The organism is Devosia sp. (assembly GCF_028290435.1).
GTDB lineage: Bacteria > Pseudomonadota > Alphaproteobacteria > Rhizobiales > Devosiaceae > Devosia.
This window is the reverse complement of the sequence record NZ_JAQGJV010000054.1, coordinates 20938-41307: the sequence shown is the minus strand read 5'-3', so window position 1 is coordinate 41307 and position 20370 is coordinate 20938. Positions and strand designations below refer to the sequence as shown.

The window sequence follows — 20370 nt, the reverse complement described above, 5'->3', positions numbered from 1 at the left end:
AGCGGCCGCAATCAAGGTTAGGCTAAGCATATGGACGGCACCAATTCCCTGCGCAACGGCCCCGATGAGGCCGGCAATTTCGGCCAGTTCGGCGGCCGCTTCGTCGCCGAAACGCTGATGCCGCTGATCCTGGATCTCGAAGCCCATTATCGCGCCGCCAAGCTCGATCCGGAATTCAAGGCCGAGCTCAGCGACCTGTCGATCAACTATGCCGGCCGCCCCAGCCCGCTTTACTACGCCAAGCGCATCACCGAGCAGCTCGGTGGCGCCAAGGTCTGGTTCAAGCGCGAGGAGCTGAACCACACCGGCAGCCACAAGATCAACAATTGCCTGGGCCAGATCCTGCTCGCCAAGCGCATGGGCAAGACCCGCGTTATCGCCGAGACCGGCGCCGGCCAGCATGGCGTGGCCACGGCCACCGTCTGCGCCAAGTTCGACCTGCCCTGCACCATCTTCATGGGCGCCACCGACGTCGAACGGCAGATGCCCAATGTGCTGCGCATGAAGATGCTGGGCGCCGAAGTGCGCCCCGTTACCGCGGGCGCCGGCACGCTCAAGGACGCCATGAACGAGGCGCTGCGCGACTGGGTCACCAATGTCGACACCACCTATTACCTGATCGGCACCGCGGCCGGCCCGCATCCCTATCCGGAAATGGTGCGCGATTTTCAGTCGGTCATCGGCACCGAGTTGAAGGAACAGTTCCACAAGGCAGAGGGCAAGCTGCCCGACGCGGTGGTTGCCTGCGTCGGCGGTGGCTCCAATGCCATCGGCACCTTCCATGCCTTCCTCGATGATGCTTCGGTTGCCATTTATGGCGCGGAAGCGGGTGGGCACGGCATCGATGTCGAAAACGGCCACGCCGCCTCCATGACCGGCGGTCGTCCCGGCGTGCTGCATGGCAACCGCACCTATCTGCTGCAGGACAAGGACGGTCAGATCCTCGAAGGCCATTCGATTTCGGCGGGTCTGGATTATCCCGGCGTCGGCCCCGAGCATTCGTTCCTGCACGATACCAAGCGCGTCACCTATGCGCCGATCACCGATAACGAGGCGCTGGAAGCGTTCCAGCTCTGCACCAAGCTCGAGGGCATCATTCCGGCGCTGGAATCGGCGCATGGCCTGGCGCTGCTGATGAAGGTCGCCAAGACCATGGGCAAGGACCAGTCGATCGTGCTGTGCCTGTCGGGTCGCGGCGACAAGGATGTCGAAAGTGTTGGCAAGTATTTGGGATTGTTGAAGTAATGAGTACCCGTATCGCCACCCGTTTTGCTGCGCTCAAAGCCCAGAACCGTCCCGCGCTCGTCGCCTATGTGATGGCCGGCGATCCGGATCAAGCCACCGGCCAGGCCATTCTCGATATGCTGCCGCAGGCCGGGGCCGATATCATCGAATTGGGCATGCCCTTTTCCGATCCCATGGCCGACGGCGTCTCGGTCCAGCGTGCTGGCCAGCGCGCGCTCGCGGCCGGGCAGACGCTGCGCGGCGTGCTCGCCATGGTCGAGGATTTCCGCCGCAAGGACACCACGACCCCCATCGTGCTGATGGGCTATTACAACCCGATCTATTCCATGGGAGTCGACGCCTTCCTGACGGCTGCAGTGCAGGCCGGCGTCGATGGCCTGATCGTGGTCGATCTGCCGCCCGAGGAAGATGACGAGCTGTGCCTGCCCGCCATGGCGGTCGGCATCAACTTCATCCGTCTCGCTACACCCACCACTGATGATCAGCGCCTGCCGGTCGTGCTCAACAACACGTCGGGCTTTGTCTATTACGTGTCGATGAATGGCGTCACCGGCGCTGCGATCAAGTCGCGCGGCGCGGTGGGTGATGCCGTTGCGCGCATCAAGGGTCATACCGATCTGCCCATCGTGGTGGGTTTCGGCATCAAGACCGCCGATGACGCCGCCGATATCGGCCGCCATGCCGATGGCATCGCGGTGGGTTCGGTCCTGGTCGATACGGTGGGCAATTCGCTGCTCGACGGCAAGCCGACGGACAAGACGGTCGGCGCTCTGCGCGACCTGGTCGCCGATCTGGCGGCGGGCGTGAAGCGGGCGCGGGCGTAAGTCCGGCCACCGCATTACCCCCTCCTACCTCCCCCATCAAGGGGGAGGTTCTCTCCACTCTTGGGACTCAATCGAGTTCAATTTGCTCTGTCTGAACTCGGGCGAGCCTTATCCACCGGCAGACACCTCCCCCCTTGATGGGGAGGCCGGGAGGGGGTGACCTGTGTGCAAACAGTTGCCCACTTTGCCATCCCCGCCGCACCCTGATAAGATTTGCCACAATCGACGCTTAGCTGAAGCGTAACTGCCTATTGCGAGGCCCGCCATGAACTGGATCGATAACTTCGTCCGCCCCAAAATCCGCTCGTTCCTCTCCAACAAGCGCGAGACGCCGGAAAACCTTTGGGTCAAGGACCCCGAGTCTGGCGAGATGGTGTTTTATCGCGATCTGGAAGCCAATCAGTGGGTGGTGCCCAATTCGGGCTACCACATGAAGATCAAGCCGGCCGACCGGCTGGAAACCTTCTTCGACGATGGCAAATATAGCCTGGTGCCGATCGCGGCCGTGCCAGTCGATCCGCTAAAATTCCGCGACCAGAAGCGCTATGTCGACCGCCTCAAGGAAGGGCGCGTCAAGACCGGGTTCGATGACAGCGTCATCGTCGCTTCGGGCAAGCTCTATGGTCGCGACACCACGGTGGCGGTGCAGGATTTCGATTTCATCGGCGGCTCGCTCGGCATGGCTGCCGGGCAAGGCATCATCACCGGTCTCGAAACCGCGGCCAGCCGCAAGACCCCCTTCGTGCTATTCGTCGCCTCGGGCGGCGCGCGCATGCAGGAAGGCATTTTTTCCTTGATGCAGATGCCGCGCACCACCGTCGCAGTATTGCGCCTGCGTGAAGCCGGCCTGCCCTTCTTCGTGGTGTTCACCGATCCCACCACCGGCGGCGTCACCGCCTCCTATGCCATGCTGGGCGATATCCACATTGCCGAGCCCGGCGCGCGTATCGGCTTCGCCGGCGCCCGCATCATCGAGCAGACCATTCGCGAAAAGCTGCCCAAGGGGTTCCAGCGCTCCGAATACCTGTTCGAGCACGGCATGGTCGATATGGTGGTGCATCGCCACAAGCTGCGCTCCACCATCGGCTCGCTCGCCGGCATCCTGATGCGCAACGAGGCGGTGGATGAATTGGCCTCCTCGGCCATGACCACCACCACCCGGGTTAGCCTGCGCGATGCCGCCGCCGCCGCCGAAAGCGACGACGACCTGGCGCTAATGCCGCCGGCGGCGCATGCCGAATAATTAGAGCATGATCGGGAAAAGCGGGTGCCGCTTTTCCGAACAGATTGTGGGCCGATAGAAACGCGGGGTTGATGACGCCTTGACCAGAAGTCATCAAGCTCCAACCGTCCGAACTTCCTTTACCGCCACTTAATATCGTTTCAGGTACTATTGCGCGCTGCCAAAGAGCTCAGCGCGCATTCTCTTGCGTCGCCGCCAGCCAGCGGCATTCGCGAGGGGGAACTGCATGTTCAAATTCCGTTCGATGTCGATTGCCCGTAAGCTGCCATTGGCGCTGATCGGCTCGGCCCTGCTGGTCAGTATCGGCGTCGGCAGCGCCAGCTACCTGATCGGCTCGAACGCGCTGCGCAGTTCGGCCGAAAGCCGGCTGCTCACGCTGGCCTCCGAACGCGCCACCCAGGTGTCGACCTATCTCAAATCGGTCGAGGATGACCTGACGGCCACCTCGCGCTCCGAGGCCACCGTGCAGGCCCTGCGCGATTTCGGCGGCGCCTGGCTGCAGTTCAAGGTCAACCCGACCGAGGAAGTGCGCACCCTCTACGTCACCAACAATCCCAAAAAAGATGATCTGGCGGCTTTGGATACTCTGGGCACCACCGGCGCCTATGACGTCACCCACACCCGCTTCCATCCCGGCTTCCGCAGCCAGATCGCGGCACGCGGCTATCGCGATCTGTATCTGTTCGATCTCAAGGGCTCGCTGGTCTATTCCGTCGACAAGGGCCAGGACTTCGGCACCAATTTCGTCACCGGCCCGCTAGCCTCTTCGGCCTTGGGACAGGTGTTTGCCAAGGCCGTCGCCATCGAAACCCCCGACGACCTGGTGTTTGCCGATTTCGCCCCCTATGCGGCGGCCAACAACCTGCCCGCCAGTTTCTTCGCCAAGCCGGTGTTCAATGCCACCGGCCGCAAGGTCGGCGTGCTGGCCATCCAGCTCCCCTCCGAACGGCTCGATGCCGTCATCGGCAACCGCACCGGCTTCGGCGAAACCGGCGAGGCGCTGGTCGTCGGTCCCGACGGGCTGCTGCGCTCCAACTCGATTTTTACCGAAGCCAATGACGCGCTGGTCACCAGCTTCGCCGCGCCCGCACTCGATTCTGCGATTGCCGGCAACACTGGCGAAGGCACCTCCACCGCCTATCGCGGCACCGAAATGCTGGTCGCCGCCGCGCCCGTCACTACTCGCGCCGGCAATTGGGCCGTCGTCGCCGTGATGGCCACCGGCGAAGTGCTCGCTCCCATCGTCGACATGCGCAACATGATGCTCGCCATCGGTGCAGCGCTCTTGGCCGTCGTGGCTTTGGCCGGCTGGCTGTTCTCGCGCAGCGTCACGCGGCCGATCACGCTGTTGACCGGCGCCATGCAGGAGCTGGCCCAGGGTAACCTCAACATTCGCATCAAAGGCGCCGGCCGCACCGACGAATTGGGCGCCATGTCGCGCGCCGTCGAAGTGTTCCGTCAAAACGGCCAGAAGGTCACCGAGCTGACCGAGGCCGAAGCCGCCCAGTCGATCGCCCGCCGCGCTGATCGTGCCTCGATGATGCAGAGCCTGCAGCGCTCCTTCGGCGATGTGGTCGATGCTGCCATCGCGGGCGATTTTAGTAAGCGCGTCGATGCTCAATTCCCCGATGCCGAACTCAATGGCCTCGCCAAGAGCGTCAATGCCCTGGTCGAAACCGTCGACCGTGGCCTGGGTGAAACCGGCGAAGTGCTGGCGGCTCTCGCCGAAACAGACCTGACTCTGCGCGTGCGCGGCGATTACGAAGGCGCCTTCGCGCGTCTCAAGACCGATACCAATGCGGTGGCGGAAAAGCTCGGCGACATTGTCGGCCAGCTCCGCGACACCTCTGGCGCCCTTAAACGTGCCACTGGCGAAATCCTCTCCGGCGCCAATGACCTGAGCGAACGCACCACCAAGCAGGCCGCCACCATCGAAGAGACTTCGGCCGCCATCGAACAACTCGCCAACACCGTCGCAGAGAACGCCAAGAAGGCCGAATCGGCCAGCGTGCAGGCCCAGGCCGTCACCAAAACCGCCGAAGCCGGCGGCGCCGTGATGGCCGAGGCCAACGACGCCATGGAGCGCATCACGCAATCGTCGGCCAAGATTTCCAACATCATTGGCCTGATCGACGACATCGCCTTCCAGACCAATCTTCTGGCGCTCAACGCCTCGGTCGAGGCCGCCCGGGCCGGCGATGCTGGCAAGGGCTTTGCCGTGGTCGCCGTCGAAGTGCGCCGGCTGGCCCAATCGGCCGCCAGCGCCTCGTCGGACGTCAAGGCGCTGATCGAGCAGTCGGCTAATGAAGTGCGCGGTGGATCGCGCCTCGTCTCCGATGCTGCCTCCAAGATTTCCAGCATGCTGGGCGCCATCCGCGACAATACCGCCGCGCTTGAAGCCATTTCGCGCGACAGCCGCAAGCAGGCGCTCTCGATCGAAGAGGTCAGCACCGCCGTTCAGGTGCTCGACGAAATGACCCAGCACAACGCGGCTTTGGTCGAGGAAACCAACGCCGCCATCGAGCAGACCGAGGCGCAAGCGAGCGAACTCGACCGTATCGTCGACATCTTCACCCTTGCCGAAGCTCCGGCCCGGGCGCCGTCTCGACAGGCTCCCACCCCGCAACCGGCGGGCGCCCGTGGTATCCAGCAGAAACTCAAAGCCGTCGCCGGCACCTATCTGCGCCGGGGCAATACGGCGACTGCGGTGGATAAGGACTGGAGCGAGTTCTGATAGCTTTCGATCCGCTGCAAGGCCCCCTCACCCGGCCTGCGGCCGACCTCTCCCCCAAAGGGAGAGGTGCGCTGCGCGCGATCCTTTCTTCACCTCTCCCTCTGGGGGAGAGGTCGCCGCACAGCGGCGGGTGAGGGGGCCTTCCTTGGCTTGGAGACTCATCCCCATTGAGCCCGCCGCGATTGCGCGCTACCAGATCGCTTCCCTGATCCGGACCTGCTCATGTCGCGAACCGATGCCATTCTCAAGCGCCTTTCGGGCCTCCACCCCAAGCTGATCGATCTGGGCCTGGAACGGCTCGAACGGCTGTTGGCCGATCTCGGCAACCCCGAAGACCGCATCCCCCCGGTGATCCATGTCGCCGGCACTAACGGCAAGGGGTCCACGGTCGCGTTCCTGCGCGCCATGCTGGAGGCGTCTGGCAAGAGCGTGCATGTCTATACCTCGCCCCATCTCGTACGCTTCAACGAGCGTATTCGCCTCGCCGGCAAGCTGGTCACCAGCCGCCGCCTCAACGCCGTGCTGGAGCGGCTGGAGACGGTGAACGCCGGGCAAAACATCACCTATTTCGAAATCACCACCGCCGCCGCCTTCGTGCTGTTTGCCGAAACCCCTGCCGATTACGTGCTGCTCGAAGTGGGCATGGGCGGCACCTATGACACCACCAATGTGGTCAAGCATCCGCTCGGCACCATCATCACCCCGGTCGATCTCGACCACATGGCGTTCCTCGGCAATACCATCGGCAAGATCGCCGTCGAAAAAGCCGGCATTCTCAAGCGCGGCAGTCCCGCCGTGATCGCCCGTCAAGCCGATGAGGGGCTGGCCAGTATCGACAGGGTTGCCCGCCGCCTCGGCGTTACGCCCTTCGTCGCTGGCCAGGATTTCGATGCTTACGAACAGGATGGCCGCCTGGTTTATCAGGACGAAGCCGGGCTCCTCGATCTACCACGCCCCAAACTGATCGGGGCGCACCAGTTCGACAATGCCGGCACCGCCATTGCGGCCGTGCGCCATTTCAACCTGCCGGTCGATAGCGCTTCGATTGAAAAGGGCCTGCAGACGGTGGTTTGGCCGGCGAGGCTATCGTCGCTGCAGGGCCCGCTGCGCGACCTGCTCGGCCCCGGTGCCGAACTCTGGCTCGATGGTGGTCACAATGCCCACGGCACGCGCGCCTTGGCCCGGGCGCTGGCCGATATGAACCTATCCCGTCCGGCGCCGCTGGTGCTGATCATGGGTATGATGAACACCCGCGTCCCCGCCGACGTGCTGGCCCCGTTTGCCAACATGGCCGAGCGCATCCTGACGCTGACCATTCCGGGCGAGCCCAACGCCCACAAGGCCGCCTTCATCGCCGATGCCTTGCGCGGTGCCGGCTTCCCCGCCACCGCCAGCCGCTCGATCGACGCGGCCCTGCGGTCGGCGGCCGAAGTCCGCAATGCCCGGGTGGTGATTTCCGGCTCGCTCTACCTCGCGGGCCAGGTCCTGCACCGCAACGGCACGATTCCCGACTAGGCGGCTCGGACCTAGTCCGAACCCACCAGAATCTCGCGCTTGCCGGCATGGTTGGCCTGGGAGATGACGCCTTCGCGTTCCATGCGCTCGATCAGCGTCGCCGCCTTGTTGTAACCGATGGCCAGGCGGCGCTGGATATAGGAGGTCGAGGCCTTCTTGTCGGTCAGAACGATATGGACGGCCTTGTCGTAAAGCTCGTCGCCCGAGCCGGCATAATCGTCGCCACCGCCGCTGTCGCCCATGTCGCCGCCGCCCTCGTCCTCATCGGCCACGATGCTATCGAGGTAATCCGGCGAGCCTTGGGTCTTCAAATGCGCGACCACGGCTTCCACTTCGCTATCGGCGACGAACGGCCCGTGCAGGCGCTTGATGCGGCCGCCGCCCGCCATATACAGCATGTCGCCATTGCCCAGCAGCTGCTCGGCGCCCTGTTCGCCCAAAATGGTGCGGCTGTCGATCTTTGAGGTCACCTGGAAGCTGACGCGGGTAGGGAAGTTGGCCTTGATCGTGCCGGTGATGACGTCCACCGACGGGCGCTGCGTGGCGGTGATGATGTGGATGCCGGCGGCGCGGGCCATCTGGGCGAGCCGCTGGATGGCGCCTTCGATGTCCTTGCCGGCTACCATCATCAGGTCGGCCATTTCGTCGACGATGATCACGATATAGGGCAGCGGCTCGAGGTTGAATTCCTCGCTCTCGAAGATCGCCTCGCCGGTTTCGCGGTCGAACCCGGTCTGCACCGTGCGGGTGATGACCCGGCCCTCGGCCTTGGATTCGTTTACGCGCTGGTTGAAGCCGTCGATATTGCGCACGCCGATCTTGCTCATCTTGCGATAGCGGTCTTCCATCTCGCGGACGGCCCATTTGAGCGCCACCACCGCCTTTTGCGGGTCGGTGACGACGGGGGTCAGCAGATGTGGAATGCCGTCATAGATTGAGAGTTCGAGCATTTTCGGATCGATCATGATCATGCGGCACTGCTCGGGCGTCATCTGGTAGAGCAGGCTCAGGATCATGGTGTTGATGCCGACGGACTTGCCCGAACCGGTGGTGCCTGCGATCAGCAGATGCGGCATGCGGGCGAGATCGGCGATCACCGGCTCGCCACCAATGGTCTTGCCCAGGCAGATGGGCAGCTTGCCCTTCATTTTCTCGAAATCGGTCGAGGCCAGCATTTCGCGGAAATACACCATTTCGCGATTGTGATTGGGCAGCTCGATGCCGATGGCATTGCGGCCCGGCACCACGGCGACGCGAGCGGAAATCGCGCTCATCGAGCGGGCGATATCGTCGGCCAGCGAGATCACGCGGGACGATTTGATGCCCGGAGCCGGCTCCAGTTCGAACAGCGTCACCACCGGGCCGGGGCGCACATTGATGATGTCGCCCTTGACGCCGAAATCCTCCAGCACGCCTTCGAGCTGACGCGCCATGGCTTCCAGCCGCTCGGGATTGTGCTCTTCGGAGGGGCCTTTGTGCTTGGGTTCGGCCAAGAGGCTCAGGGGCGGCAGCTCAAAACCAAGCGGCGCGTCGAGGAACGAGCCCTGGGCTTCGCGGGCAATACGCTGGCCCTGCACGGGGCGGGCAGGGGGGGCGGACACGCGCGGCGAGATGCCGCTTGGTGGCGGAGCCGGATGAAAGCGCGAATCGCCGCGCTGGTGATGGTTGACCACGGCCGGTGCCGGCACGTCGGGCACGAAGGGCAGGTCGTCATCTTCAGGCTCGGCCGGATAGTCGAGCTCGGTATCGTCATAGTCGCTGGGCGCGTTGATGCGCGGCTCGGCGCGGGGCTGCTCGAACGCCGGCTCGGCCGGCGCGTGAATGCGGCGCTGCGTCGGGGCCATCGAGGGCTCCTGGCGGCCGACGACAGGCTCGACAGCCACGTCCATGCCCGGCTCGCGGTCACTATCGCGGAACGCGGCTTCATCCTCGCGGCGCTGCGCATGGCTTTCGCGAGCGCGGCGGAAGGCGGTGCGCAAGGAGTAGCCGGTATGCACCATGGCGCCGAGCACGATATCGACCAGTGGGTTGGTTTCGGGCTCATCGTCCGCAACCGCCGGCTGCCCACGACGCGCTGCCGCGGCAGATACCTTCTGCGGCGCGGCCGAAATGGTATGGCCCAGCCCCATGCCGATCCAGAACAGCGCCAAAGTCGGAATGGCGATGATGATAGCGAACAGCGTGCCCATCAGCCCGCTGACCGGCGCCCCGGCGATCGAAGCCGCGGTGTTGCTGAACAGGCCGCCCACAAGGCCGCCCAGACCCGTCGGCAGCGGCCAGGTGGCCGGCATGGCGATGAAGGACAGCACGCCGGCCGCCAAAAAGGTCGAGCCGATCCACGCCAGGGCGCGCAGCCCCATGCCGGTGACGACGCGCTTGCGCGCCAGCGCCCAGCCCCACAGGGCCGGAGAAACGACCAGCACCAAAGCCGCCAACCCCAGCGTCTGGAACGCGATGTCGGCGATAGCCGCGCCCGGAAAGCCCAGCCAATTGGCCGGCGCCTTGCTGGTCGCATAGGAAAAACTGGGATCATCCACCGACCACGATGCCAGTGCCGCCAGGCATATCCCCACCACCGCCAGCACGATCAACCCGACCAGTCGCAGCGGAATATGGATGGCAATCGCCTTGGGCGCCACGGGTGCAGCAATCTTGGCCCGGGGCTTGGGACCACGCGCGGGCATGGAACGCACTTCGTCGAGCATGGGGGTGGGATGTGTCGGCATGGGCGGGCAACAGTCTCTACCGGGCGCGGACGATCCTTGCCCAATGTTGCCTCATGCTAGAAGGCTGGGGTTAATCTCATGCTAACCATCGGTCGCCGGTCCAAGAAAAAGGGCCCGCCGGTCCGGCAGGCCCTTGTCGTCCGCATTGCCCTCGGGGAGGACTGGCAGTGCGGCACTTTGTTCAGCCAATTGATCGTGGTGTGCAGCCCGTGCGGTTTTGCGAGTGGGAAGCCTCTGTGGCGGGCCAAGAGGAACACGAGCTGCACGCGGCGATCAATTCTTTTGGCGTTCGCATGATCCCGAAAAGTGGAAGCCGGTTTTCGGACCAGATCATGCGCAGACGGGGGAGCCGGGCGGCGAGTCTCGCCGCCCGGAAAATTGCACTTAGCTGTTGTAGGCGTGCTCGCCATGAGTGGCGATATCCAGGCCATCGCTTTCGGCGCTTTCCGCAACCCGCAGGCCGCCGAACACCACCTTGACGATCATCAGCGCGACGAAGGCCACGACGCCTGACCACACCACGGCGATCGCCACGGCTTCGAGCTGGATCATGAACTGGCTGGTCCACGAATAGGCCGCCGCCTCGCCGAGGGCGTAACCGCCCAGCGACGGGGTGGCGACGATGGCGGTGCCCAGGGCGCCGACGATACCGCCAACACCATGCACGCCGAACACGTCCAGGCTGTCGTCATACTTGAACATCTGCTTGAGCGACACGACCGCCCAGAAGCAGACCACGCTGGCGACGCCGCCCAGCACCATGGCGCCCGCCACACCGGCAAAACCGGCAGCCGGGGTGATGGCGACGAGACCCGCAACCGCACCCGTCACGGCGCCCAGGGCCGAAGCATGGCCACGGCTGATCTTTTCGCAAAGGATCCAGACCAGGGCTGCGGCAGCAGGAGCAGTGATGGTATTGAGCAGGGCGATGGCGGTGAGGCCGTTGGCTTCGAGATTGGAGCCGGCATTGAAGCCGAACCAGCCGAACCAGAGGAGACCGGCGCCGATATAGGTCAGCACCAGATTGTGCGGAGCGATCGGCTCCTTGAGGTAGCCGATACGCGGCCCCAGAACCAGACAGGCGACGAGGGCGGCCACACCGGAATTGATATGAACCACGGTGCCGCCAGCAAAGTCATAGGCGCCCAGCTTGAACAGCAGACCGCCCGAATACCAGACCATGTGGGCGATCGGGATATAGGAGAAGGTGAACCAGATGGCCAGGAACGCCAGCAAGGCGCCGAACTTCATGCGTTCGGCAATGGCGCCGACGATGAGGGTGGCGGTGATGGCCGCGAAGGTGAGCTGGAAGATCACGAACACCATTTCGGGCAGCAGGAAGGCCGCCGAGAAGGTCGTGGTGGTCGAGTCGGGGCCGATACCCACGAGGAAGAACTTCGAGAAGTCGCCGACGAAGTTGGACAGGCCGCTGCCATCGGTCGCGCCGTTGAAGGCCAGCGTATAGCCATAAGCCACCCAGAGCAGGGCGATCATGGCGAAGCCGGCAAACACCTGCGTCAGCACGGAGAGCACGTTCTTGGAGCGCACGAGGCCACCATAGAACAGAGCCAGGCCCGGCACCGTCATGACGATGACCGCCATGGTGGACACCAGCATCCAGGCGGTATCGCCCTTGTCGACATGGGGGGCGACTTCGGCGACGACGGCGGCGGCTGCATCAGCGGCGGGAGCGGCCGCGTCTTGGGCGAAAGCGGCGACGCTCATCGCCAGGGAAGCGAGCAGTGACCCCCCGAGTAGTTTTGACGTCTTGAGACCTGTCATTTCTGTTTCTCTCCGAATGACGCTTAAAGGGCGGCCGCGCCGGTTTCGCCGGTGCGAATGCGGGTGACAGCGAGCAGATCGAGGACGAAGATCTTGCCATCGCCGATCCGGCCGGTCTGGGCGCTGTCGCGGATAGCCGTGGACACGGCATCGGCGAGGGCATCATCGACCGCGATCTCGACCTTGAGCTTGGGCAGGAAGTGCACGGCGTATTCGGTGCCGCGATAGATTTCGGAATGCCCCTTTTGGCGGCCGTATCCCTTCACTTCGGTCACGGTCATGCCGTGGACGTCGAGTGAGTTGAGAGCCTGGCGAACCTCTTCGAGGCGTGATGGCTTGATAATCGCTATCACCAGTTTCATGAGAGCCCCTTTGCAATTTGGCGTCAGTCTGGAATAGCCCTATAGACTCAAGACCCGTGCCAAGTCGGCTGACGACCGAAATACGCCTTGAAAACAAGGGGTTACCAAATCCATAATGCAGATTTGCCCGAGCAGGATGAAAAGATGCCTGATTTTTGTGCAGAACCTGGCCAATTTGGGCAATATTACGGCACAGTGCCCGCGGCGCTGACGCGTCTTGCATCGCCATGTCTGGGCGGCGAAACTGTGGTCTTCAAACGAGGCGGATGACGATGCAGAGCGAGCGGTTCGATGTGCTGATCGTGGGCGGCGGGCCGGTCGGGCTGACGCTAGCCTTGGCGCTGGCCCGTTCCGCCAGGGGCATTCGCATTGGCCTGGTCGATCGCCGCCCGCTGGCCGTGCCGCGCGATAATCGCGCCTCGGCCGTTGGGGCAGGCGTGCGCCGGGTGTTTGAGGCACTGGGCGTCTGGTCCCCAATGGTCGAGGCCGCGCAACCCATCACGGCGATGCGCATCACCGATTCGGGTACCGGCGACCTGTCGCGGCCGCTCTTCCTCAGCTTTGCGGGCGATGTCGCGCCGGGCGAGCCCTTTGCCCATATGGTGCCCAACAGCATCATGGGGCAGGTCCTGCTCGATGCCGCCGCCGCCAGCATTACCGTGATCGCCCCTGTTGAGATCGAACACTTTGCCGCCGACGGCATGGCGGGCGTGCTAACGCTGGCCGACGGACGCCTGCTCAGCGCCCCTCTCGTCGTCGGAGCCGATGGCGGCCAGTCAAAACTGCGCACCATGGCGGGCATCACCACCGTCGCCCACGACTATAAGCAATCGGGCCTCGTGACGACGATCAGTCACGAGCTTCCCCATGATGGCGCCGCCTACGAGCATTTCCGGCCTGCCGGCCCCTTTGCCAGCCTGCCGCTCAAGGGCAATCGCTCCTCTCTGGTCTGGACCGAGGCCAGCGCCGACGCTCCGAAATTCCTCGCCATGGGCCCGGACGAGCTCAACGCTACCATCGAATCGGTCATGGGTTCGACGCTGGGCGCCGTAATTGCCCAAGACAAATTGCAGGCTTTCCCCCTCCACATGAGGATCGCCCGCGATTTCGTCGCGCCCCGCCTGGCCTTGGTCGGCGACGCCGTCCATGTGGTGCACCCCATCGCCGGCCAGGGCCTGAACCTGGGCCTCAAGGACGTCGCCGCCCTGGCCGAAGTCGTCGTGGAGGCCCTCCGCCTCGGCCTCGACCACGGCAGCGACGATGTGCTTGCCCGCTACCAAGGCTGGCGCCGCCTCGACACCTCCGCCATGGCCATGGTCACCGACACCATGAACCGCCTGTTCTCCAACGAAATCGCCCCCGTTCGCGCCCTCCGTGATTTCGGCCTCGGCCTCGTCGACCGTTCCGAACCGGTCAAATCCGCCATGATCCGCGCCGCCGCGGGGGTGGGGTCGAATGGGCCAAGGTTGTTATCGGGGCTACCGATCTAGGCATAGTGCCTCGCCCCCGTGGTTCGAGGCGCCGAAGAGGCACCTCACCACGAGGGCTACTGGGAGAATGGCGATCTGAGAGTAGCCCTCACGGTGAGGTGCGAGCCCTTCGCGAGCCTCGAACCACGACGGCGTGGCACGGTTCCACTCCTCCACACTTGAACCCACCGCGCCGTTCCCCATATCTTGGCATGGGCGCCGGATGCCACTTTGCTACGGGTCCGGCCCAGACGTTGCTTGCTATCAAGGACGCCCCTGATGTCGCGTATTTCTGTGTTCTCTGCCCCGTTCCTATTGGGCTTCGATGCGTTCGAAGAGCGGGTCGATCGGCTGGCAAAATCCGCCGACGGCTACCCGCCCTATAATATCGAGCGAACCGTCCTGCCCGACGGCACCGAGAAATTCCTGGTCTCGATCGCGGTGGCGGGCTTTGCCGCCAACGAACTCGAAGTCATGGCCGAGGATAACCAGATCATGGTGCGCGGACGCCAGAAGGATGAACCCGGCAAGGAGTATCTGCACCGCGGTATCGCGGCGCGGCAATTCCAGCGCTCGTTCCTCCTGGCCGATGGGATGATCGTGAAAGATGCAACTTTAGGGCATGGTATGCTCGTTGTTGCATTAGAGCGCCCGCAAGCGCTGAAGGTCGCCCGCCGTATCGAAATTCGCTCATTATGAGGAAAGGGCCTGAAAATGTATGAAAAACGCAATGACGAGGCCAATGTCGGTAACGTTATCCACCCGCTCAAGGATCTGACGAGCGCCCAGTTTGCTGCCCTTGGGGGCAATGCCGTGGCCTATGTGCGCGCCATTGGCGGCGATGCGCTCTCGCAGATGATTACCGACGCGCAATTCGACACCGACGGGCTTTACCAACTGGTGATGTCGGCCGACGGCACCCCACTGCTGGTTACCGACACCGAAGACGCGGTCACCGACTGGCTTGGTGACAAGAATCTGGGTCTGGCGACGCTGCACTGATCGCCGCTGCCATCGGGGCCCAAAGTGCTCCACCCCCGCCGTTATGCCCGCGGACTTGATCCGCGGGTCTCCAAGGGCCAAAGCCAGCGGCAGCACATGCGGCGAGTGGCCCGCGGATCAAGTCCGCGGGAAGGCGGTGGGTGGGATAGCGTGAGCATCAAAACCAAAAAACCCTCGGGCTTCCCCGAGGGTTTTGCGTTTTTGAGGATCGAGCGGAACTCAAGCCGCCTTGGTGGAAGCCACCGGAGCGGTCAGCAGGCCATAGATCGCGTCGCACGTATCGAGCCGGCGCAGTTCGTCCAAAACATGCTCGTTGCGCAGCACACGCGCCACGCGCGACAGGGCCTTGAGATGGTCCGCGCCGGCCCCGGTGGGGGCCAGCAGCATCATCACGATATCGACGGGCAGGTCGTCGAGCGCGTCGAATTCGATGGCCTCGTCCAGGCGCGCAAAAACCGCACACACCCGGTTGAGCCCCGCCACCTTGCCATGGGGAATCGCAATGCCATTGCCCAAGCCGGTCGAGCCAAGCTCTTCGCGGCTTTCGATAGCCTCGAAGAGTTCAGTCTTGGAGCGTCCGGTGAGTTCAGCAGCCTTGTTGGCCAGTTGTTCGAACAGTTGGCGCTTGGTTTTGACGCCCGTGCAAGTCAGCACGGCGCGCTCAGCCAGGATATCGGCCAATTCCATGAATTCAGTCCCGCAATAGTTCTTCTGGTCTGTACTGGTGGGGACCTAATTTGCCCCCAGCGCTGGATCAATCCAGCCTATATTGCCATCGGAGCGGCGGTAGACCACATTCAGCCCGCCATGTCCAGCATGGCGGAATACCACTACACCCGATTGTGTCAGGTCCAGTTCCATCACCGCCTCCCCTACGCTGAGCGAACGCAGGTTCTTGGTGGTCTCGGCAATCACGGGTGGTGCATAGTCTTCGTCTAGCTCGTCGAGTTCGTCGGACGCGCCCAGCACGGTATATTGGGCCAACGTGTCGTCGCCATTGGCCTTGATACCCTTACCGTGGCTCTTGAGTTTCCGCTTGTAGCGGCGCAGCCGCTTTTCGATGTTGAGCGCCATCACCTCATAGGCCGATGTCGCGTCCCCGCCCTGGGCGCTCGATTGCAGCATGGCGCCGCTGTCGAGATGCACGATGCAATCGGCCCTAAAGCCGATGCCATCAGGGGTTAGCGTCAAATGCCCGTCATAGCCGCCATCGAAATACTTGGCGACAACGGCGTCAAAGTGATCCTCCGCCTTGCCGCGCAAGGCATCGCCAACATCCATGTTCTTGCCGGAAACTCGTAAGGTCATGGGTTCCTCTTTCGCTGTTTTTGTCGTCGAAAACCGACGCTTGAGTAGCCGAAAGCCGGGTTCCCGTCCTTCGGGATCACGTCACGCTCATACCTGTTGGATATGGGTGTGCCGTTCCCCCGATGCTAGACCCGCTCGGCTAAGGGAGGCAATGCGCAACACCCCGCAAGAGTTCGTTTAAAAGCGTGACATGAGGGGGCAAGGGCTTTAGCCTTCCGTCCGAAAGCGGACAGTGCCCGTCGCCGCGCCCTTTGACGCCCATATAGCAAAAAACGGCCGACGAATGGGTTCCCGCTTGCGCGGGAATGACGTCGTGGTTGTGGTGAGCTCGCATGAGGAGCCGCAAACGCGGCTCTGCCTAGGCCTGTTCCAGATTCTTCTTCTGCCGCCGCCGGATCACCGATGAGGGAATGTTCATGCCCTCGCGATATTTCGCCACAGTGCGGCGCGCCACGTCGATTCCCTGTTCGCGCTTGAGCACTTCGGCGATGGTGTCGTCGCTCAGCACGTCGCTGGTCGCTTCCGCATCGATCAACTGCCGGATGCGATGGCGCACCGCCTCGGCCGAATGATCCACCCCGCCATCGCTGGACGCAATCGCGGTGGTGAAGAAGTATTTCATCTCGAACAGCCCGCGCGGGGTCGACAGGTATTTGTTCGAGGTCACCCGGCTGACCGTCGATTCGTGCATCTCGATGGTTTCGGCCACCATTTTCAGCGTCATCGGCCGCAAATGGGCAATGCCATGCAGCAAAAACCCGTCCTGCTGCCGCACGATTTCGGCCGCCACCTTCAAAATGGTCTGCGCCCGCTGGTCGAGACTCTTGGTCAGCCAATTCGCCGTCTGCAGGCAGTCGCTCAGAAACGCCTTCTCGCTGCTGTCGCGGGCCTTCTTGGTCACCGTCGCATAGTAGACCCGGTTGACCAGAACCTTGGGCAGCACTTCGGTATTGAGCTCAATCTGCCAGTCGCCCGCCGGCCCCGGCCGCACGAACACATCGGGCACCACCGCTTCCACCGGCCCCACGTCGAAGGCGCGGCCCGGCTTGGGGTCGAGCTGGCGCAGTTCGGCCAGCATTTCGTTGATGTCCTCGCGGTCGCAGCCGACCGCCCGCATCAGCGCCGGCATATTGTGGTCTGCCAGCATTTCCAGATTATCTAAGAGCCGCATCATGATCGGGTCGAGCCGATCCTTCTCGCGCAACTGCATGGCGAGGCATTCCTTGACCGAGCGCGCAAATACCCCGAGCGGATCGCAGCCCTGCACCGCCTGCAACACCGCCTCGACATCGGCCAGCTCGGCTCCAAGCTGGTCGGCAATGGCCTGCGGCTCGACCGCCAGATACCCGGCCTCATTGAGGTTATCGATCAGATAGCGTGCGATCAGCCGGTCGGCCGGCGTGCGCAGGATCATGTTGGTCTGGTTTTCCAGATGATCGCTCAGGCGCGGCCGGGCCGCCACGAACTGGTCGATATCGGGAGCTTCCCCGCCTTCGCTGGCGCCATTGCGATCCAGTCGGCTCTGCGGATTGAGCTGATCCTGCCCCGGCTGGTCGGGAAATACATTCTCGACGGACGTATCATAGCCATCTGCGATGGTGTCGGCGCTCTGGATGCGGTCGCCATGCTCGACCGTGTCTTCGTAGGATTGGCCCTCGGGCGCGCGCTCCGGCGCTTCGGGCGCGTCGGTGTCGCCGCCATCCTCGCGCTCCAGCAACGGGTTGCGCAGCAGCTCGGCATCGACGAAATCGTTGAGTTCGAGGTGGCTCAGTTGCAGCAGCCTTATCGACTGCATCAACTGCGGCGTCAGCGTCAGGCTTTGGGCCTGGCGAAACTCCAGCCGCGGCGAAAGCGCCATGAATGAATGGTCCCTGAGGCAAAACTTTTGGCCGTTGCCAGCCACTTCCCGGCCGGACCATGACTCAATTCGGCGCGAGGGGCAAGCGCGAGGGCAAGTTCCGTGCCAAGTGGCCAGGTGTCGGCCGGTTGCAAGGCTCTTACCCGTCGCCGCAGATGCAACGCTGCGCATCCCCAGCCGGCACAATGCCTTCCACCAACTGCAGCTAGTGCGACGCTATGCACCGTCAGTCGGCACGATCCCTCCCAACCACCGTCCTTTCCGCGGACTTGATCCGCGGGCCTCTCGTCGCGCATGCCGTATTGAGGGTGGCCCGCGGATCAAGTCCGCGGGAAGGGAGTGGGTGGAGCGGCATCAGGGAGCAGCGAGATTGCAAGTCGCGCTGGATTCAGGCAGAGCGCGCGAGATCCCAAGGCAGGGCGCTATTGCGCCCAATGCCGCCTCTCAAATCTCGAAATTCTCGCCCAGATACACCCGCCGCGCATCCGGATCGGCGCTGATGGTTTCGGGCTTGCCCTGGATCATCACCTTGCCGCCATGAATCACATAGGCCCGGTCGACCAGCCCCAGTGTCTCGCGTACCGCATGGTCGGTGACCAGCACGCCGATGCCGCGCCGCGTCAACTGCTTGACCAGTCCCTTGACCTCAGCCACCGCGATCGGATCGACGCCGGCAAACGGCTCGTCCAGCAGCATGAACACCGGGTCCGCCGCCAGCGCCCGGGCGATTTCCACGCGGCGCCGCTCGCCACCCGACAGCGATAGCGCATTGGCGCTGGCCAGGTGGCTGATGGAGAATTCTTCCAGCAGCGACTCCAGCCGCGCCTTGCGGTCGGCCTTGCTGCGCACATGGCTTTCCAGCACCGCCATGATATTGCCGCGCACCGTCATGCCGCGAAAAATCGAGGGCTCCTGCGGCAGATAGCCAATGCCCAGCCGCCCGCGCTGGAACAGCGGCAGATGCGTGATCGCCTGCCCATCGAGGTTGATACTGCCGCTATCGGGCTTTACCAGCCCCATGATCATGGTGAAAACCGTGGTCTTGCCGGCGCCATTAGGGCCCAAAAGCCCCACGGCCTCGCCCCGCCGCACCGCGATCGACACGTCGCGCACCACGGCGCGCTTGCCAAAACTCTTGGCCAGGCTATGCGCCACCAGCCAGCCGGTCTGGTCGATCCTGGCCTTGCTTACGCTATCGGTCATTGCGAGGTGAACACCCCGGTCACCCGCTTGCCGCTGCTGCCGCCCGTAAAGGTCGACACATTGGTCGCAAGGTTCACCACCAGCTCGCCCGAGCCCACCGTGCCGCCCGAATTGGTCACCAGCACATTGCCGGTCAGGCGCAACAACTGGTCGCTCGGCGTGAACACGGCCTTCTCGCCGGTAGCGTTTTGGTCGCTGGTCTTGAGCTCCACATGGCCCGTGGCCACGAAGGTCTTGATATCGGTCGTGCCGCCTTCCCCATAGGTGGCCACCACCTTGTCGGCATGCACCAGGACGGTTGGATGATTGACCACCACATTGCCGGTGAACACCGCCTCATGGCTGGTCTCGGTCACCGTGAAGGTGTCGGCGGTGATCTGCACCTTGTCGGCCGCCGTGGCGGTTCCCGCCAGCAACAGGCTCAATCCGACGCCGAACACTTTGGATAACATTCTCATGGTGCTTCGGCTCCGGGCGTATCGGGCAGGGTGACTGTCGCGGCGGTGAAAGTCCAGACTGCGGTCTTGGCATTATAGAGCAGACCCTTGGCCACCAGATGGGTGCCGTCGGCATAGTCCACAACCACCGGCCCCTTGCCGGTCAGCTCCTGCTTCTGCCAATCGAAGACTGAATTGGCAAACGTGCTGGTGGTTCCCGTGCTTTCCACCACATGCGTGTCGCCGGCGATAATCACCAGCTCCCGCGTGGTGTCGAGCCGCGCCATGTTGGCGCTCAAATCCATGGTCACCCCATCGGTGCGCACGATGTTGATGCTGGCAGTCATCAAATCCATCACGTCGGTGGCGTTCAGCGCCGCAGCGGCCGATGTGGCCGACACGCGATAGACCGAGCCGTCATCCAGCACGCCGGAATATTGGGGCGCATCGATGGTGACCCGGTCGCGCGTCACCGAAATCTGTCCGACGCCGAACCGGTTGCCCAGGCTCGACAGATAGATCTGCCCCACCAGCAGCACCAGCACCACCACGCCCAGCAGGGGCACCGCCAGCCGCAACACGCCCACGACCCGATTGCGCAGCACCAGGCGCTGATAGGTTCGCAGGCGCGGGGCGGTGTCGGCATGCGCGGTCATGGGCAC

17 protein-coding genes are annotated in these 20370 nt (G+C 63.6%); 8 read left to right on the top strand and 9 right to left on the bottom strand.

The window, feature by feature from the left end; translation table 11 throughout:
* Positions 1 to 30 precede the first annotated feature (30 nt).
* From trpB to JWP26_RS12590, 5 genes are all read left to right on the top strand, one after another.
* Positions 31 to 1245 (top strand): tryptophan synthase subunit beta, encoded by a 1215-nt coding sequence (gene trpB / locus JWP26_RS12610; protein WP_299727979.1) that lies wholly within the window; start codon positions 31 to 33, stop codon positions 1243 to 1245.
* Positions 1245 to 2069, top strand: a complete 825-nt coding sequence (gene trpA / locus JWP26_RS12605; RefSeq protein WP_299727976.1) for a tryptophan synthase subunit alpha — start codon at positions 1245 to 1247, stop codon at positions 2067 to 2069. The genes trpB and trpA overlap by 1 nt, the downstream gene beginning before the upstream one ends.
* Positions 2070 to 2334: 265 nt before the next feature.
* Positions 2335 to 3312 carry an acetyl-CoA carboxylase, carboxyltransferase subunit beta gene (accD, locus tag JWP26_RS12600; RefSeq protein ID WP_299727973.1) on the top strand — a complete coding sequence of 326 codons (978 nt, stop codon included), beginning with the start codon at positions 2335 to 2337 and terminating at the stop codon, positions 3310 to 3312.
* 226 nt (positions 3313 to 3538) lie between these two features.
* Entirely contained in the window at positions 3539 to 6046 is a 2508-nt protein-coding gene (locus tag JWP26_RS12595; protein WP_299727970.1) for a methyl-accepting chemotaxis protein, read from the top strand.
* Positions 6047 to 6268: 222 nt separating this feature from the next.
* Positions 6269 to 7561, top strand: a complete 1293-nt coding sequence (locus tag JWP26_RS12590; RefSeq protein WP_299727967.1) for a folylpolyglutamate synthase/dihydrofolate synthase family protein — start codon at positions 6269 to 6271, stop codon at positions 7559 to 7561.
* A gap of 11 nt (positions 7562 to 7572) precedes the next feature.
* Here the strand turns inward: JWP26_RS12590 and JWP26_RS12585 are convergent, their stop codons facing one another.
* From JWP26_RS12585 to JWP26_RS12575, 3 genes are all read right to left on the bottom strand, one after another.
* A complete protein-coding gene (locus tag JWP26_RS12585) occupies positions 7573 to 10287 on the bottom strand; it encodes a DNA translocase FtsK (RefSeq protein WP_299727964.1) in 2715 nt (904 codons plus the stop codon).
* A gap of 384 nt (positions 10288 to 10671) precedes the next feature.
* On the bottom strand, positions 10672 to 12069 hold the full coding sequence (locus JWP26_RS12580) for an ammonium transporter (RefSeq protein ID WP_299727961.1): 1398 nt from the start codon (positions 12067 to 12069) through the stop codon (positions 10672 to 10674).
* A gap of 23 nt (positions 12070 to 12092) precedes the next feature.
* Positions 12093 to 12431, bottom strand: coding sequence for a P-II family nitrogen regulator (locus JWP26_RS12575; protein ID WP_046134535.1), 339 nt, complete (start codon positions 12429 to 12431; stop codon positions 12093 to 12095).
* A gap of 272 nt (positions 12432 to 12703) precedes the next feature.
* On the opposite strand from JWP26_RS12575, the gene JWP26_RS12570 reads away from it, so the two are divergent.
* The 3 genes from JWP26_RS12570 (at position 12704) to JWP26_RS12560 (ending at position 14902) form a co-directional block, all read left to right on the top strand.
* A complete protein-coding gene (locus JWP26_RS12570; protein WP_299728046.1) occupies positions 12704 to 13921 on the top strand; it encodes an FAD-dependent monooxygenase in 1218 nt (405 codons plus the stop codon).
* Positions 13922 to 14179: 258 nt separating this feature from the next.
* The gene (locus JWP26_RS12565; protein WP_299727955.1) at positions 14180 to 14599 is read left to right on the top strand and encodes an Hsp20 family protein; all 420 of its coding nucleotides are present in this window, start codon (positions 14180 to 14182) and stop codon (positions 14597 to 14599) included.
* Positions 14600 to 14614: 15 nt separating this feature from the next.
* A complete protein-coding gene (locus JWP26_RS12560; RefSeq protein ID WP_299727953.1) occupies positions 14615 to 14902 on the top strand; it encodes a DUF1150 family protein in 288 nt (95 codons plus the stop codon).
* 219 nt (positions 14903 to 15121) lie between these two features.
* Here JWP26_RS12560 and JWP26_RS12555 read toward each other — a convergent pair whose 3' ends face one another.
* From JWP26_RS12555 to JWP26_RS12530, 6 genes are all read right to left on the bottom strand, one after another.
* Positions 15122 to 15589 carry a PTS sugar transporter subunit IIA gene (locus tag JWP26_RS12555; RefSeq protein WP_299727951.1) on the bottom strand — a complete coding sequence of 156 codons (468 nt, stop codon included), beginning with the start codon at positions 15587 to 15589 and terminating at the stop codon, positions 15122 to 15124.
* Between the two features lie 45 nt (positions 15590 to 15634).
* Entirely contained in the window at positions 15635 to 16210 is a 576-nt protein-coding gene (locus JWP26_RS12550; RefSeq protein WP_299727949.1) for an HPF/RaiA family ribosome-associated protein, read from the bottom strand.
* Between the two features lie 358 nt (positions 16211 to 16568).
* On the bottom strand, positions 16569 to 18068 hold the full coding sequence (gene rpoN, locus JWP26_RS12545; protein WP_299727947.1) for an RNA polymerase factor sigma-54: 1500 nt from the start codon (positions 18066 to 18068) through the stop codon (positions 16569 to 16571).
* Positions 18069 to 18512: 444 nt separating this feature from the next.
* Positions 18513 to 19271, bottom strand: a complete 759-nt coding sequence (gene lptB, locus JWP26_RS12540) for an LPS export ABC transporter ATP-binding protein (RefSeq protein WP_299727944.1) — start codon at positions 19269 to 19271, stop codon at positions 18513 to 18515.
* Positions 19268 to 19729 carry an LptA/OstA family protein gene (locus JWP26_RS12535; RefSeq protein ID WP_299727941.1) on the bottom strand — a complete coding sequence of 154 codons (462 nt, stop codon included), beginning with the start codon at positions 19727 to 19729 and terminating at the stop codon, positions 19268 to 19270. Before JWP26_RS12535 ends, lptB begins: the two co-directional genes overlap by 4 nt.
* The gene (locus JWP26_RS12530; RefSeq protein WP_299727938.1) at positions 19726 to 20364 is read right to left on the bottom strand and encodes a hypothetical protein; all 639 of its coding nucleotides are present in this window, start codon (positions 20362 to 20364) and stop codon (positions 19726 to 19728) included. Before JWP26_RS12530 ends, JWP26_RS12535 begins: the two co-directional genes overlap by 4 nt.
* Between the last annotated feature and the right edge of the window lie 6 nt (positions 20365 to 20370).